This is a genomic window from Pseudomonas sp. LAMO17WK12:I5, from assembly GCF_900215165.1.
Taxonomy (GTDB): domain Bacteria; phylum Pseudomonadota; class Gammaproteobacteria; order Pseudomonadales; family Pseudomonadaceae; genus Aquipseudomonas; species Aquipseudomonas putida_A.
Map to the genome: position 1 here is coordinate 15207 of NZ_OBDS01000005.1, position 14672 is coordinate 29878.

Consider the following 14672-nt stretch of genomic DNA (forward strand, 5'->3'; position numbering starts at 1 on the left):
TTCGCGCCCCATCGGGGATGAATCCCCTCACCACAAGTGATCCCCGTCCAGCTTCCGCATTCCAGTGGTCATTCAAATTGGCCATTTCGATCCCCTTTTGGCCCATCCCCCACTGTGCCGCGACCCCGCGGTCGGCAAGAATCAAAGCCACAACGAAACGCTGGACCTTCCTTGCCCTTGGCTACCTTTACAGCCGCTGCCGTGTACAGAACATAAAAACCATCGATCTCACGTCGCATTCTGGGGAAACAACCATGGTCACGATGAAACGCATTCTGGGTGCCACCGTGTGTGGGCTGACGCTGCTGGCCAGCGCGGTACACGCCGAACAGCGCGAGCTGCGGGTGTACAACTGGGCGGATTACATCCTGCCGTCGGTGCCCAAGGATTTCGCCGCGAAGACCGGCATCAAAGTGACCTGGGACACCTTTGACACCAACGAATCGCTGGAGGCCAAGTTGCTTACCGGCAACTCCGGCTACGACCTGGTGGTGCCGTCGAACCAGTTCATCGACACTCAGATCAAGGCCGGGGTATTCCAGAAACTCGACAAGTCAAAACTGCCGAACTGGAGTCATCAGGATCCGGCGCTGCTCAAACTGCTCGACGCCAATGACCCTGGCAACCAGTACGGCGTGCCCTACATGTACGGCACGGTACTGATCGGTTTCAACCCGGCCAAAGTCAAGGCAGCGCTCGGCGACAACGCGCCGGTGGACAGCTGGGATCTGGTGTTCAAGCCGGAGAACATGGAGAAGCTCAAATCCTGCGGCGTGGCGATGCTCGATTCGCCGTCGGAAATTCTGCCGCTGGCCCTGCATTACCTCGGTCTCGATCCGAACAGCCAGAACCCGGCCGACTATGAAAAGGCCAAGGATCTGATGCTGAAGATTCGTCCGTACGTGACCTACTTCAACTCGGCCAAATACATGACCGACATCGCCAATGGCGACATCTGCGTGGCCATCGGATACTCCGGCAGCTTCTATCAGTTCGGCAACCGCGCGAAAGAGGCGGGTAACGGTGTGGTGGTCGATTGGCGTTTGCCGAAGGAAGGCGCGCCGATCTGGTTTGATACTTTCGCCATTCCGAAAAGCGCGAAGAATGTCGAAGAGGCGCATGAATTCCTCAACACCTTGCTCGATCCGAAAGTCATTGCGCCGATCAGCGACTTCCTCGGCTACCCGAACGTGAACAAGGACTCGATGCCGCTGGTGAACAAAGACATCACCGGCAACCCGAACCTGACGCCAACGCCTGAGGCTCTGAAAACCCTCTATGTCGTCCAGCCACTGCCGCAAAAACTCGAACGCGTACGCACGCGGGTGTGGACCAGCATCAAGTCCGACAAGTAACGCCGCGGTCACCTGTAGGAGTGAGCCTGCTCGCGATGCGTCGTGTCAGCCGACATTGATGCTGGATGTGCCGGCCCCTTCGTGAGCAAGCCCACTCCCACCCTGGTTCTCGGCTAGTCGCAGATCTTTCATTCACCGTCAATCCACTGTGGGAGCGGGCTTGCTCGCGAAGGCGTCCGATCAGCTGACATTTTCATTAATGTCACGCCGCCATCGCGAGCAGGCTCACGCCTGCAGATGTTGTGTCATTCGGTGCGTTGGAGGTCTTCCTTGCGAGTGACGATCAGACTCAACACCACCGACCCCAGAATCACCCCGCCCACCACCGCCAGCGACCACTCCACCGGCATGTGAAACCATGGCATCAGCGTCATCTTGCCGCCGATGAACACCAACACAATCGCCAGTCCATACTTGAGCAAATGAAAGCGATCGGCCATGTCTGCCAGCAGGAAGTACAACGCACGCAGGCCCATGATCGCGAAGATGTTCGAGGTGAACACAATGAACGGGTCGGTGGTGACGGCGAAGATCGCCGGGATGCTGTCGACCGCGAACATCAGGTCGCTGGCCTCGATCAGCACCAGCACGAGGAACATCGGCGTGGCCCAGCGCACGCCGTTCTGCAGCACGAAAAAGCGCTCGCCATGAAAGCCCTGGGTGATCCGCATGTGCCCGCGCACCCAGCGCAGCAGCGGGTTTTTGTCGAGGTCCGGTTGCTGCTCGGCGAAGATCAGCATCTTGATCCCGGTGATGATCAGGAACACCCCGAAGGCATACAACAGCCACTCGAACTGCGACACCAGCCACACCCCGGCGAAGATCATCGCCGCGCGCATCACGATCGCCCCGAGTACGCCGTACAGCAGCACCCGGCGCTGCAATTCCGGTGGCACCGCGAAGTAGCTGAAGATCATTACGAAGACGAACATGTTGTCGATCGACAGTGACTGCTCGATCAAATAACCGGTGAGGAATTCCAGCGTCTTGCGCTGGGCAATTTCGGCGCCGAACTCGCCGTTCAAGTACCACCAGAGCAAGCCGGCGAAGGCCAAGGCCAGTGCGCACCAGGCGATCACCCAACAGGATGCTTCCCGCACTGAAACGCGGTGTGCCTTGCGTCCGCCGAAGACGAACAGGTCCAGTGCAAGCATGGCGAGGACGAAGACGATAAACGCGCCCCACATCCACGGTTCGCCGATATTGATATTGTCAGTGGGCATGGCAATCTCCCTGTCTTTTATGTCGTTGGAGGCAGACCGGGACATGCTAGCGAGGAGTGAATGCCAAGGAAAAATCGTATATTCCTGAGGCAAAGTTCGATAAAAACGAAGTGTCTGGCGTTTTTGCGGCAGGCATCTTTGCAATGGCAAGCGGCATTGATGCGTTTATACGAGAGAAATTTCAGTGCGAGTTGATTTGGAAGGCAGAGCTGCCAAACACTGCGGGCAGGCACCTACCCGTTTGGCATTAATATGTCATTGCGACTGACTTTTTTATTGTGCAGGTTTGTCAAGAGGACCCGACGCCAGCAGTTCTAATCTGCCTTTTACTTTGTGCGGCGTGCCACCGGACTCTATTTGGAAATCAAACTCTGCGTATATTGATTTGTTTTTGTCGTCTCGCTTAAGTTTGATTTCGCCGTTGTCACTCGAAATGATCCCTCCAGAAGCAATGACGCTGGCACGCACAGGGCTTTCGTCACCTTTCTTAATTGGATATGTGCCACTTTCGAGCTTCTGATCAATGATGATAGTAATCTGGTAAAAAACGTCTGCTTCGTGATATCGGCCGATGATGCTGACTGATCCGGGAACCAAGGATGCATAAATAAACAGCTCCGGCCTGAAACTCGGAATGGGCGGAAAATCAGGATTGAATTCGGCCTTGTAGTATTTGCCAACGGGTTGTTTTTCTACTTTTATGAGTAATGGCTTCAAGTTTTCATCGACGCCAAGTTGTTTAAACAGATTGGCATTGCTCATGGTTGCGTTCCTTCAGTGCTGAACGGTTTCAGGGATTTTCCAAATGGAAAGTCTGTCGAGCGAGAACGTTACTCGCCGTCCTGTTCGACCGCTACTGTCAGAACTGTCAGTTGCCAGTTATGGGAGAGTGTGTTGGCAGGGTTGTATTGATGCAGAGATGAGTGACAGGGCAAGGCCGCCGAAAGCGGATTGAGACCCTTTCGAGCCTCAATCCAACCCACCTTGTTACTTGCGGGCAGCCAACGGCGGAGTACGCGGCGGCACCTGACGCTTCGATCCGGTAGCCTCAAACGCCGAGGCCAGACGCAACAGATTCGAGTCATCGTAAGCACGACCGGCGAAAGTCAGACCAACCGGCATGCCGATGTCGGCCATGATCCCCATCGGTACGGTGACAGTCGGCACACCGAGATGCCGGATCGCCAGATTGCCATTGGCGACCCAGACGCCATTGCTCCAGGCGATGTCTGCCGATTCCGGATTGATATCGGCATCTGCCGGGCCGACGTCGGCGTTGGTCGGGAACAGCACCGCGTCGAGTTTCAGCGTATCCATCCAGTCTTCCAGATCAAGCTTGCGGGTCTTTTCCAGACCGCGCAGGCCATCGGGCAGGGTCGGGATCTGGTCCCACGGGGTGATGCCGCGTTGGGCCATGCGCACGTATTCGTCCATGCCGGCGGCCAGATCGCCTTCACGGTTGGGCAGGGTACCCGGGTCGTGCGGGAAGATTTTCGGCCCGTCGACATCGGCCAGGCGATTGAGCTTCGGATCGTCGTTGGCGCGCAGGAAATCATCGAAGGCCCAGGCCGACAGATCCCACAGTTCGTGGTGCAGGAATTCCTTGGAGACGATGCCGCGATTGAACACGGTCGGCGCGCCGGGGCGGTCGCCTTCGCAGTTGGAAACCAGCGGAAAATCCACTTCGATGACTTCGGCGCCGGCCGCTTCCAGCGCGGTGCGGGCCTGGTTCCACAGGTCGATCACCGAAGCGCGGGTGTTGATCCGCTGCCCGGTCGGGCCGCCGATGCCTGGGGCTTCGCTGGTGCCGGCTTCGGGGTCGGCATTGATGTACATCTTCGGCACACCGAGGCGTTTACCGGCCAGTGCATTGGGTTTCACTGCCAGTTCGGCGTAGGACGCCGGGCGTACCGAGGCAACGCTCGGGATCGGCACCCACGGCTGCAGGCGCCACAGATCGCCACGGGTGTCGGGGTCTTCGGCGACCACAACGTCGAGCACTTCAAGCAGATCGGCCATGGTCCGGGCGTACGGCACCACCACGTCCATGGTCGGCGTCAGCGGCCAGTTGCCGCGCACCGAAATTACTCCGCGCGATGGCGTGTAGGCGCACAAACCGTTGTTCGATGCCGGGCCGCGACCGCTCGACCAGGTTTCTTCCGCCAGACCGAACGCCGAGAAGCTCGCCGCGGTCGCGGTGCCGGCACCGTTGGACGAGCCGGAAGCAAACGGCGCAGTCAGATAAGCAGCGTTATACGGGCTTTCGGCCCGGCCATAGACGCCACGCTGCATGCCGCCATTGGCCATCGGCGGCATGTTGGTCTTGCCCAGGCAGATCGCCCCGGCGGCACGCAGGCGTTCGATGGTGAAGGCGTCGCGATGCGCCACCAGATCGGCGAAGGCCGGGCTGCCCGAGGCGGCGGTCAGCCCCTTGACCAGATAGCTGTCCTTGGCGGTGTAGGGGATGCCGTCGAGCGGGCCGAGGATTTCGCCCTTGGCCCGTCGCGCGTCGGACGCCCGGGCTTCGGCCATTGCTTCGGGATTGCGCACCACCACGGCATTCAGTGCGGTGGCGGTGTTCGGGCCGTCGTAGGCGTCGATCCGGGCCAGATAGGCCTGCACCAGTTCAACCGCGGTGGTCTGGCCGGCTTCGAGCGCCGCGCGTAATTGAGCAATGGAGACTTCAGTGACTTCGATCATGCTGTTACCGCCGACAGGTTCGCTAAAGGGGTGGGTCATTATGGTTATCGTCGAAACGTGTGAAGAATTACCGATGGGCGAAACTCTACCCTGAACTTTGCCGAATGGCATGTGCTAATTCGATAAATATCGACAAAACTCAGCGAAAAAATTCCCCCGGTGTCTCGCCAAACTGTTGGCGGAAGGCTGCGATGAACGCCGAGGTCGAGTCATAACCGCAGGCCAGAGCCACGTCGGTGACGCGTTCGCCACGTTCCAGCGGGGTCAGTGCGCCGAGCAATCGCAAGCGCTGGCGCCAGGCGCGGAAGGTCAGGCCGGTGTCGCGTAAAAACAGGCGGCTGAGGGTTTTTTCGGTGACACCGAATTTTTCGCTCCAGTGCTGCAGTGTGGTCTGCTGTTCCGGATGTTGCTCCAGGCTTTGATAGATCTGTCGCAGGCGGCTGTCCTGGGGCAGTGGCAGCATCAGGTCGATCTGCGGCGCCTCGGCCAGTTGATCGAGGATCACCTGGGCCAACCGACCATGTGCGCCACCCTCGTCATATTCCACCGGGACCAGACTGAACGCGCGGATCAGTTCGCGCAGCAGGTCGCTGACGCCCAACACATGACAGCGCTCCAGCGCCCAGCCGGCCACGCTGCAGTCGATGTACAGGCTGCGCATTTCGGTGTGCGGCGAGCTGAACACTCGGTGCGGCACGCCCGCCGGAATCCACACCGCGCGCTCGGGTGGCGCGACGAAACGCCCGGCGCCGGTCTGCACTTCGAGCACGCCCTGAATCGCGTACGACAATTGCACCCACGGGTGGCTGTGACGCCGGGTCAGTGCGCGATTGGGCAGCGATTCGGTGCGCCCGTACAGCGCACGGGGCAGGCTGGGCAGCCCGGGAATGCTGCGCCGGAAGCTTTTCTCATGTCCTTTAGGCGGCATCTGTTGGCTCTTCGGCGTTAGTCGGTAATTCCCACTCACGTTAGAGTCGCAATCACGTACTGGCAACCCCCGGATGAGCAAACCATGACCCGCCCAAGATTCCTGCCCGACAACTTCACCCTGACCCTGATCAGCGTCGTGCTGCTGGCCAGTTTCCTGCCGGCCAGCGGGCAGGTCGCGGTGGGGTTTGGCTGGCTGACCAACATTGCCATCGCGCTGCTGTTCTTCCTCCACGGCGCCAAACTGTCGCGTGAATCAATCATCGCTGGTGCCGGCCACTGGCGCCTGCACCTGTTGGTGTTCGGCCTGACCTTTGTGCTGTTCCCGCTGCTCGGGCTGGCGCTAAAACCACTGTTGTCGCCACTGATTGGCGACAAGCTGTACATGGGCATGCTGTATCTCTGCGCGTTGCCGGCCACCGTGCAGTCGGCAATTGCCTTCACCTCGCTGGCACGAGGCAATATCCCGGCGGCGATCTGCAGTGCAGCGGCGTCGAGCCTGTTCGGGATCTTCCTCACGCCATTACTGGTGACGCTGCTGCTGAACGTGCACGGCGACGGTGGCTCGACCCTGGATGCGATCCTGAAAATCAGCGTGCAACTTCTGCTGCCGTTTATCGCCGGGCAGATCGCTCGGCGCTGGATCGGCGCGTGGGTGGGGCGCAACAAGAACTGGCTGAAGTTTGTCGATCAGGGCTCGATTCTGCTGGTGGTGTACGGCGCGTTCAGCGAGGCGGTCAACGAAGGTATCTGGCATCAGATTCCGGTAGTCGATCTGCTGGGGCTGGTGGTGGTCTGCTGCATTCTGCTGGCGCTGGTGCTGTTGGCATCGACCTTGCTGGGCAAGGCGTTCGGTTTCAGCCAGGAAGACCGCATCACCATTCTGTTCTGCGGCTCGAAAAAGAGCCTGGCCACCGGCGTGCCGATGGCGCAGGTGTTGTTTGCCGGCAGCACGATTGGTGTGTTGATTCTGCCGCTGATGCTGTTCCATCAGATTCAATTGATGGTCTGCGCGGTGTTGGCGCAGCGCTATGCCAAGCGTCCGGAATCGGTGCCGGAGCTGATGGCGCAGGTTGATCCATAATGCAGTGATGCCCGGCGGTCAGCCATCGCGAGCAGGCTCGCTCCCACAGTTGACCGCGCAGAGCATTACAGCGCAAGAATCCTTCAGTCCTGAGTCACGTGTTTCGGGCCGGCCAGTGCCCAGGCAATCAGGCCAAACAACGGCACGAACACGATGGCGATAATCCACACGCCTTTGTTGCTGCCTTTGCCTGCGCTCTTGCGCACGCGGTTGATCGCCCACAATTCAACGATCACAAGAACGACGGCGAGTACGATCCAGACGGGTTCAATTTGCATGGGCTACCTCCTGATGGTCTTTCAGTTAGGTGAGTCCAAGCGCGCAGGGTTCATTTAAATTGTGCCGCTGCCTCCCGAATACTTCACCGCAGCGGCTGCCCGCGACGGCACATTGAGCGTTCGCAACAGCGACGACACGTGGATGCGCACGGTGAACGGCGAGATATCCAGTTCCCGGGCGATCTCCTTGTTGGTCTTGCCTTGGGCGATCAGCCGTAACACATCCTGCTGACGCGGGGTGAGGGCGGTGCCGGTCTCCAGCGGCAGCAGCCCGGAAGGCGCGTACCTGACCAGCACTTCGCCTTCGCGGATCGCCAGAATCGCCTCGCCGATCTCATCCGGGGCGATGTTCTTGCCGATGAAACCGTCGATGCCGGCCGCCATCACTTCGCCGATCAATGCCTCGTCGTCGACCATCGACACCACGATCAGCGTGGTGCGCGGCAGTTTTCGGCGCAGTTCGGCGAGTTGGCTGATGCAGGTCAGGCCGGGGAAGCGCAGGTCGAGAATCAGTGTGTCCGGCTCGCTGCCGTCGGGCAGCAAGGCCAGCACGGCGTCGAGGTCGCCGGCCTCCTCGATAGCCGCCTCGGGCAACAAACGCTGCACGGTGCGCCGCATGGCTTCGCGAAACAACGGGTGATCGTCGGCTATGATGATGCGGCATGTCATGACGTGACCCTCCCTGGATCAGCGTGGTTTACGGCATGCACCTTAGCACCGCAAGCGCAGATTGCCTGCCGGCCGCTGCTGAATCTGACGACTGTCGCACAAGGACGTTGCCCATGAAGTTCGAGAAAAACACCGAGCTGGATCAGGCCAATCTGCGGATCATCATCGCCAGCATTGCCATGGTTTACATCTGCGCGCTCGGTGTTTTGCCGGGGCAGCGCTTCGATACCTATCTGCCGGTGGTGGTCTACATCTCGCTGTTTCTGCTGGCGTCGATTGTCCTGCGCCAGGCCATCGCGCGCTGGCCGGGGCATTACCCGGCGCGACGAATATTCGCGATGATCCACGATTACACCGGCACCTGTTTCGGCCTGGTGCTCGGCGGTGAAGCGGCGTTGCCGCTTTACGCGGTGATCATCTGGGTCAACCTGGGCAACGGCATGCGCTATGGCTCGCGCTATCTGGCGATTGCCACGGGGTTGGCGCTGCTGGCGTTGCTGGCGGTCTATCGGTTGACGCCGGTGTGGCAGGCGCAGCCGTACATGGTGCTGATGTTGATGCTCACCAGCACGGTGATTCCGTTCTACGCGCACTTGCTGCTGGAGCGCACGCGCAAGGCCTCCGAAGAGGCGGTCGCGGCCAATCTGGAAAAGTCGCGGTTTCTCGCCCAGGCCAGCCATGATCTGCGCCAGCCGATTCACTCCATCGGTCTGTTCACCGCGTGCCTGCGTGAATCGCGTCTGGGCGAGCAGGAGCGGCAACTGGTCGACAACATCGACCGTTCGTTGCTCAACGTCTCGCAGTTGTTCCGTTCGATTCTTGACCTCTACACCCTCGACAACGGGCGCATTCTGCCGAGGCTGCAGGTGTTCAATCTCGGCGAGTGGCTGGCCGACCTGATCCGCCAGAACGCCGAGGCGGCGCGCTGGGCCGGTGTGGAATTGCGCCTGCGTCCGTGCCAGCACTGGGTAGAGAGCGATCCGGCGTTGCTCGCGACCATGGTGCAGAACGTGCTTTCCAATTGCTTCAAATACGGCGCGCAACGCCCGGTACTGATCGGCGTGCGCAAGCGTGGCAGCGGGCTGGCCATCGTGATTTATGACCGTGGCAACGGCATTGCCGAGGAGCATCTGCCGAAGGTCTTCGAGGAGTTTTATCGGGTGCGTCAGGTGCGCGACAAGGACGTGGAAGGCGTCGGCCTCGGGCTGTCGATCGTCAAGCGTCTGGGGCAGTTGATCGGCGTCGATGTGGCCTTGCGCTCGCAGCTTGGGCGCGGCACGGCGGTCTCCCTGTATGGCTTGCCGGTGGCCGTGGCGCCGCAGTTGCCGGTCATGCGTGACGATGTGCGGCAGGCCGGCCTGTTGACCGGGCTGAAGGTGTGTCTGGTGGAGGATGATCGCAACGTCTTGCTGGCGACCTCGGCGCTGCTCGAGCGCTGGGGCTGCGTGGTGCAAGGCGAATTGAGCGGGCAGGGGCTGGTCACCGATTGCGACATCATCGTCGCCGATTACGATCTGGGTCCACATTCCACGGGCATCGAGTGCATTGACGAGGTGCGGCGCCAGCGTGGTTTTGCGGTGCCGGCGATGATCATCACCGGGCATGACATGGAAAAAATACAGGCGGCCTTGCACGACCGCCAAATTGCCATCCTGTCCAAACCGGTACGCCCGGCCGAGCTGCGCGCGACCTTGCGCAGCCTGCGCGACCGGCAAATCGAGCCGGCCGAGCAGGTTTGACTCAACGCTTGCAGAGGTAGTCCTGAGTGATGGTGGTTTGCAGGCAGTTGAACTGGCCCATGGTGCGGCAGATGTTCTTCTCGGAACCGGTCACCTCGGCGTTCTTGTAACCCCAGGTCTTGCAGCGCTCCATCGCCACAGTCAGGCCTTGCGCGGCGTTGGTCTGGCCGCTTTCGAACTGGCCCAGTTCATAGGAGACCTGAACCACGCCGTCGTTCTTGCTGCCACCGGTGGCTTCCCATTGTTTGGGCGTGGCGCAGCCTGTCAGAGCGAGGGCGGTGAGAGTGAGAGTTGCGATCAGGATTTTCATGATGGAACGTAGTCCTTTAGCGGGAGGAGGGATTACTGGAACGGAATCGGTGAGGCGCCTTTGGGCAGGCACGACAGCGGCGGGGTCATGATGCCCATGCTCGCCACGGCGATAATCGCGCCGCTGGGCAACTCGCAGTTGTACTCGCCGGCGGGGGTGTAGGCGGTGTAGTAGGTGAGGGTGCTGTCGCTGCGGATGTTGTCGATTTTCGACACCGGTTTACCGATGACCGTCTGGGCCCGTTCTTTCATGCTGGCTTCGGTAGGTTTGGCGGTCTGGCAGCCGCTGGCGCCAAGCAACAAGGCGCTGACGATTGCCACTTTGCAGAGGTTGGAATGCAGTTTCATGGTGTTTCTTCCTTGGTGTTGTTCTGATTTCCAGGCACGACGATCCCGCGCACTGCACAGCGGCAATGTTGGGGAGCATCGGGGGTTGCGAGGGAATATAACGCCGGGTGGCGGGGCGGTCGATTAGCACAAATGTGCTAGTGCCGCAGTGGGAGAGGCGACCCAACGGGTCGCCCCGCACCGATTACTGAGGTGAGTTGAACTGGTCGGAATAGCTGCCGGTCATCAGCGCCGAAGCGACGCGATCAGAACCGACACCGACGCGTGAGTAGGCATAGCGATTGGCGCCGACCTTGTCGGTGCCGTCGGAAGCCAGTGCGCCTGCGCCGACGTGATCGGAGCCATCGGAGGCTACTGCGCCAGCCCCGACGTGATCGGAACCATCCGAGGCGACTGCACCAGCGCCGACATGATCGGAACCGTCCGAGGCGACTGCACCAGCGCCGACATGATCGGAACCGTCCGAGGCGACTGCTCCAGCGCCGACATGATCGGAACCGTCCGAGGCGACTGCACCAGCGCCGACGTGATCGGAACCATCGGAAGCCACTGCGCCAGCACCGACATGATCAGAGCCATCGGACGCCACTGCAGCGGCTCCGACATGATCCGAACCATCAGAGGCCACCGCCTGCGGCTGCGCAGCCCAAACCGTTGGCAACATCACGGTCGCCGCGACCGCAAGAATGGCGCCTGACAAAAGCGTGTGTTTCATGATTTTCTCCACGACCCATCAGCCACACAGCATTCCGTTGGCCCGGGGTTGACCAGATTGGCGATTGGCACGGGCGCGCTCGATGGGCGCACGGGTGTCGACGTTTTTGCATGAAACCGCGTTAGCGAACTGAAAAGTATAGATCGGCAAAATGCAGGCGCAGGTGCGACAACATGCAAGCGATAGTCGGTTAACTTCCTTGCGCAGGGGCGCTTGAAGGAAATCAGTCTAAAAACACCGCCCGGGACGCGATGGCTTTTGCTAGCCTCAAAGGTGTAGGCGAAGACGCAGACTGATGCGCAAGCGGATAGCAAGGGGACGTGGGGCGCGTTCCGAAGGGTACACGGTTAGAAAGATCTCCGCGCTGAGATCCAGCCCTTATGCCGTGTGAGGCAGCAAAGCACCGCTCTTTTTCCATGGTTGCTTTTGTACTGTGAGAGGCCCGATAAACCTTGTAAGCCAGAGACCAGCACTGGCCGCCTACTCGAACACCAAAGCCCGCATTGCTGCGGGCTTTGTCGTTGTTGCAGGATCAGATTTTGGTCAGCGCGTACGCCAGATCGGCGCGCAGGTCTTCGAGATCTTCGACCCCCACCGACAGACGCACCAGGCCATCGCCGATCCCCAGTTTGGCGCGGGTTTCAGCGGGAATGGTCGCGTGAGTCATGATCGCCGGATGCTCGATCAGGCTTTCAACGCCGCCCAGGCTCTCGGCCAGGGCAAAGATCTTCACGTTTTCCAGAAAGCGCCGTGCGCCCTCCAGATCACTGTTCAGATCCACCGAGATCATCCCGCCAAAACCATGCATCTGCCGTTTTGCCAACTCATGCTGCGGGTGCGATGGCAGGCCCGGGTAGTAGACACGTTTGACCTGCGGTTGCTGCTCCAGCCACTTGGCCAGTTCCAGCGCGTTGCTGCAGTGACGCTCCATGCGCAGCGCCAGGGTCTTGACCCCGCGCAAGGTCAGGAACGCGTCGAACGGCCCGGAAATCGCGCCGACGGCGTTCTGCAGGAAGCCGAGTTTGTCCGCCAGTTCGGCATTCTGCCCAACCACCGCGATACCACCGATCACGTCGGAGTGACCGTTCAGGTACTTGGTGGTCGAGTGCAGCACGATGTCGAAACCCAGCTCCAGCGGGCGCTGGATATAGGGGCTGGCGAAGGTGTTGTCGGCAACGCTGATGATCCCGCGTGCGCGGCAGATGCGCGCAATCGCGGCCAGATCCGAGAGGCTCAGCAGCGGGTTGGTCGGCGACTCGACAATGACCAGGCGGGTGTCATCCTGCAGCGCCGCTTCGAACGCCGCCAGGTCAGTCAGATCGACATAGCTGAAACGATGCCCGGCACTGCGCTGACGGACCTTGTCGAACAGGCGGAACGTGCCGCCGTACAGGTCATTGCCGGAGATCACGTGCGAACCGGCATCGATCAGTTCGAGCACGGTGGAAATCGTCGCCAGCCCGGAAGCGAAAGCAAAGGCGCGGGTGCCACCTTCCAGATCCGCCACGCAACGCTCCAGGGCAAAACGCGTCGGGTTGTGCGAGCGCCCGTAGTCGAAGCCCTTGTGCACGCCGGGGCTGTCTTGCAGGTACGTCGAGTTGGCGTAGATCGGCGGCATCAGCGCACCGGTGGTCGGGTCAGGCGTCTGCCCGGCATGGATCACCCGGGTCGCGAAGCCTTGGGATTTATCGTCGTGCTGACTCATGCGAGGGATCTCCGTAATTGGTTGAGCATGTCGGTGCGGGTAATCAGGCCGTGGAAGCCCGAAGCATCGGCAATGATCGCGACGAGGCCGCGACTGAGCACCGCTTCCAGCTCGGCGAGGTTGGCACCGGGCGCGAGGGTTTGCAGTTTGTCGGTCATCACGCTGGACACCGATTGACTGAAGCGCGCGGCGTCCTCGTGCACGGGCAGCAGGATGTCGGATTCGTCGATCACGCCGACCAGTTGTTTGCCTTCAACCAGCACCGGCAGCTGCGAGACATCCGCCAGGCGCATGCGCTGAAACGCGGTCAGCAGGGTGTCGTCGGGGCCGACGCTGATCACGCGGCCATCTTCGAAACGCCGGGCGATCAGGTCGCGCAGGTCGCCGTAACGTTTGCGCTGCAACAGGCCTTGATCGGTCATCCACTGGTCGTTGTAAACCTTGGACAGATAGCGCGTGCCGGTGTCGCAGACGAAGCTGACCACGCGTTTCGGCTCGGTCTGTTCGCGGCAGTAACGCAGCGCGGCGGCGAGCAGGGTGCCGGTGGACGACCCCCCGAGAATGCCTTCGGCCTTGAGCAACTGGCGGGCGTGATCGAAGCTTTCTTCATCGCTGATCGAGTAGGCGTGACGCACGCTGCTGAGGTCGGTGATCGACGGAATGAAATCTTCGCCGATGCCTTCCACCGCCCACGACCCGGGCGTTGGCATTGTGCCGTCGCGGCTGTACTGAGCCATCACCGAACCGACCGGGTCGGCGAGGACCATTTGCAGATCCGGTTGTACCCGTTTGAAGAAACGGCTCAGGCCGGTCAGGGTGCCGGCGGAACCGACGCCAACCACGATCGCATCCAGATCATGCTCGGTCTGGGCCCAGATCTCCGGCGCGGTGCTGCACTCGTGTGCCAGCGGGTTGGCGGGGTTGTTGAACTGGTCGGCGAAGAACGCGCCGGGAATGTCTTTGGCCAGGCGTGCGGCCACGTCCTGGTAATACTCGGGGTGGCCCTTGCCTACGTCGGAGCGGGTGATGTGCACCTCGGCGCCCATGGCTTTCAAGTGCAGGACTTTCTCGGTGGACATCTTGTCCGGGACTACCAGCACCACGCGGTAGCCTTTGGCCCGGCCGACCAGCGCCAGACCCAGACCGGTGTTGCCGGCGGTGGCCTCGACGATGGTGCCACCCGGTTGCAGGCGCCCGTCGCGTTCAGCGGCATCAATCATCGCCAGACCGACGCGGTCCTTGATCGAGCCGCCGGGGTTTTGTGATTCCAGTTTGAGAAACAGTGTGCAGAGGCCGGTATCGAAGCGGGTAACTTGTACCAGCGGCGTATTGCCGATCAGCCCAAGTACGGCAGGGCGTGAATCCTTTGACATTTCTTCACCTCTTGTAGTGGTGTTGATCGCGTTCCATTCGCGGGGAAAAGCTCGCGTGCAACATAGGCTTAGACATGATCCGTCGCAACCTTTAACCCGCCGCTGCGCCAGCCATTTCGATCTAACCATAGAACAGAATCGCAGCCTGCAAGCGCCCGGTTTCAGAGGGTTTACATCAAGGCGCCATCGAGTATTGAAAGGGCGTCGTGAGCTTCGCCTGCAGCTTGATCTGCGGATGAATATCCTG

At 60.6% G+C, this 14672-nt stretch carries 14 protein-coding genes; 3 read left to right on the top strand and 11 right to left on the bottom strand.

The genetic code is table 11. The annotated features are described in order from the left end of the window. Window positions 1-254 precede the first annotated feature (254 nt). Complete coding sequence (locus CRO59_RS09765; protein ID WP_047598364.1) at window positions 255-1355, top strand: polyamine ABC transporter substrate-binding protein; 1101 nt, start codon at window positions 255-257, stop codon at window positions 1353-1355. A gap of 245 nt (window positions 1356-1600) precedes the next feature. Here the strand turns inward: CRO59_RS09765 and CRO59_RS09770 are convergent, their stop codons facing one another. The 4 genes from CRO59_RS09770 to CRO59_RS09785 all read right to left on the bottom strand — a co-directional run bounded on the left by CRO59_RS09770 (window position 1601) and on the right by CRO59_RS09785 (window position 6206). Then, complete coding sequence (locus tag CRO59_RS09770) at window positions 1601-2578, bottom strand: TerC family protein (protein WP_097087114.1); 978 nt, start codon at window positions 2576-2578, stop codon at window positions 1601-1603. Window positions 2579-2851: 273 nt separating this feature from the next. Continuing rightward, window positions 2852-3340 carry a hypothetical protein gene (locus tag CRO59_RS09775; RefSeq protein ID WP_097087116.1) on the bottom strand — a complete coding sequence of 163 codons (489 nt, stop codon included), beginning with the start codon at window positions 3338-3340 and terminating at the stop codon, window positions 2852-2854. A gap of 225 nt (window positions 3341-3565) precedes the next feature. Further along, window positions 3566-5278 (bottom strand): amidase, encoded by a 1713-nt coding sequence (locus CRO59_RS09780; RefSeq protein ID WP_097087480.1) that lies wholly within the window; start codon window positions 5276-5278, stop codon window positions 3566-3568. 139 nt (window positions 5279-5417) lie between these two features. Beyond that, complete coding sequence (locus CRO59_RS09785) at window positions 5418-6206, bottom strand: helix-turn-helix domain-containing protein (RefSeq protein ID WP_027613055.1); 789 nt, start codon at window positions 6204-6206, stop codon at window positions 5418-5420. 84 nt (window positions 6207-6290) lie between these two features. On the opposite strand from CRO59_RS09785, the gene CRO59_RS09790 reads away from it, so the two are divergent. After that, window positions 6291-7289, top strand: coding sequence for a bile acid:sodium symporter family protein (locus tag CRO59_RS09790; RefSeq protein ID WP_097087118.1), 999 nt, complete (start codon window positions 6291-6293; stop codon window positions 7287-7289). 83 nt (window positions 7290-7372) lie between these two features. On the opposite strand, the gene CRO59_RS09795 is transcribed toward CRO59_RS09790, so the two are convergent. Together CRO59_RS09795 and CRO59_RS09800 are read right to left on the bottom strand one after the other, a co-directional pair. Then, the gene (locus tag CRO59_RS09795) at window positions 7373-7567 is read right to left on the bottom strand and encodes a PLD nuclease N-terminal domain-containing protein (RefSeq protein ID WP_027613057.1); all 195 of its coding nucleotides are present in this window, start codon (window positions 7565-7567) and stop codon (window positions 7373-7375) included. Window positions 7568-7621: 54 nt separating this feature from the next. Beyond that, on the bottom strand, window positions 7622-8236 hold the full coding sequence (locus tag CRO59_RS09800; protein WP_097087120.1) for a response regulator transcription factor: 615 nt from the start codon (window positions 8234-8236) through the stop codon (window positions 7622-7624). 113 nt (window positions 8237-8349) lie between these two features. Between CRO59_RS09800 and CRO59_RS09805 the strand changes: the two genes are divergently transcribed. Next, a complete protein-coding gene (locus CRO59_RS09805) occupies window positions 8350-9975 on the top strand; it encodes a hybrid sensor histidine kinase/response regulator (protein ID WP_097087122.1) in 1626 nt (541 codons plus the stop codon). A 1-nt stretch (window position 9976) separates the two neighbouring features. On the opposite strand, the gene yecR is transcribed toward CRO59_RS09805, so the two are convergent. The 5 genes from yecR to CRO59_RS09830 form a co-directional block, all read right to left on the bottom strand. Then, entirely contained in the window at window positions 9977-10285 is a 309-nt protein-coding gene (gene yecR, locus CRO59_RS09810; RefSeq protein WP_027613060.1) for a YecR family lipoprotein, read from the bottom strand. 32 nt (window positions 10286-10317) lie between these two features. After that, window positions 10318-10632 carry a hypothetical protein gene (locus CRO59_RS09815; protein WP_027613061.1) on the bottom strand — a complete coding sequence of 105 codons (315 nt, stop codon included), beginning with the start codon at window positions 10630-10632 and terminating at the stop codon, window positions 10318-10320. A 184-nt stretch (window positions 10633-10816) separates the two neighbouring features. Next, window positions 10817-11347 carry a phage infection protein gene (locus CRO59_RS09820; RefSeq protein WP_256581061.1) on the bottom strand — a complete coding sequence of 177 codons (531 nt, stop codon included), beginning with the start codon at window positions 11345-11347 and terminating at the stop codon, window positions 10817-10819. Window positions 11348-11879: 532 nt separating this feature from the next. Then, window positions 11880-13052: a cystathionine gamma-synthase gene (locus tag CRO59_RS09825; protein ID WP_041062583.1), complete on the bottom strand. Its 1173-nt coding sequence runs from the start codon at window positions 13050-13052 to the stop codon at window positions 11880-11882. After that, window positions 13049-14425 carry a cystathionine beta-synthase gene (locus tag CRO59_RS09830; protein ID WP_097087124.1) on the bottom strand — a complete coding sequence of 459 codons (1377 nt, stop codon included), beginning with the start codon at window positions 14423-14425 and terminating at the stop codon, window positions 13049-13051. Before CRO59_RS09830 ends, CRO59_RS09825 begins: the two co-directional genes overlap by 4 nt. Window positions 14426-14672 lie beyond the last annotated feature (247 nt).

Excerpts from the sequence above, each read along its gene's own strand:
- CRO59_RS09765 (WP_047598364.1), top strand. The coding sequence starts at position 255 with ATGGTCACGATGAAACGCATTCTGGGTGCCACCGTGTGTGGGCTGACG.
- CRO59_RS09800 (WP_097087120.1), bottom strand. The coding sequence starts at position 8,236 with ATGACATGCCGCATCATCATAGCCGACGATCACCCGTTGTTTCGCGAA.
- yecR (WP_027613060.1), bottom strand. The coding sequence starts at position 10,285 with ATGAAAATCCTGATCGCAACTCTCACTCTCACCGCCCTCGCTCTGACA.
- CRO59_RS09770 (WP_097087114.1), bottom strand. The coding sequence starts at position 2,578 with ATGCCCACTGACAATATCAATATCGGCGAACCGTGGATGTGGGGCGCG.
- CRO59_RS09830 (WP_097087124.1), bottom strand. The coding sequence starts at position 14,425 with ATGTCAAAGGATTCACGCCCTGCCGTACTTGGGCTGATCGGCAATACG.
- CRO59_RS09825 (WP_041062583.1), bottom strand. The coding sequence starts at position 13,052 with ATGAGTCAGCACGACGATAAATCCCAAGGCTTCGCGACCCGGGTGATC.
- CRO59_RS09805 (WP_097087122.1), top strand. The coding sequence starts at position 8,350 with ATGAAGTTCGAGAAAAACACCGAGCTGGATCAGGCCAATCTGCGGATC.
- CRO59_RS09795 (WP_027613057.1), bottom strand. The coding sequence starts at position 7,567 with ATGCAAATTGAACCCGTCTGGATCGTACTCGCCGTCGTTCTTGTGATC.
- CRO59_RS09775 (WP_097087116.1), bottom strand. The coding sequence starts at position 3,340 with ATGAGCAATGCCAATCTGTTTAAACAACTTGGCGTCGATGAAAACTTG.
- CRO59_RS09785 (WP_027613055.1), bottom strand. The coding sequence starts at position 6,206 with ATGCCGCCTAAAGGACATGAGAAAAGCTTCCGGCGCAGCATTCCCGGG.
- CRO59_RS09790 (WP_097087118.1), top strand. The coding sequence starts at position 6,291 with ATGACCCGCCCAAGATTCCTGCCCGACAACTTCACCCTGACCCTGATC.
- CRO59_RS09815 (WP_027613061.1), bottom strand. The coding sequence starts at position 10,632 with ATGAAACTGCATTCCAACCTCTGCAAAGTGGCAATCGTCAGCGCCTTG.
- CRO59_RS09780 (WP_097087480.1), bottom strand. The coding sequence starts at position 5,278 with ATGATCGAAGTCACTGAAGTCTCCATTGCTCAATTACGCGCGGCGCTC.
- CRO59_RS09820 (WP_256581061.1), bottom strand. The coding sequence starts at position 11,347 with ATGAAACACACGCTTTTGTCAGGCGCCATTCTTGCGGTCGCGGCGACC.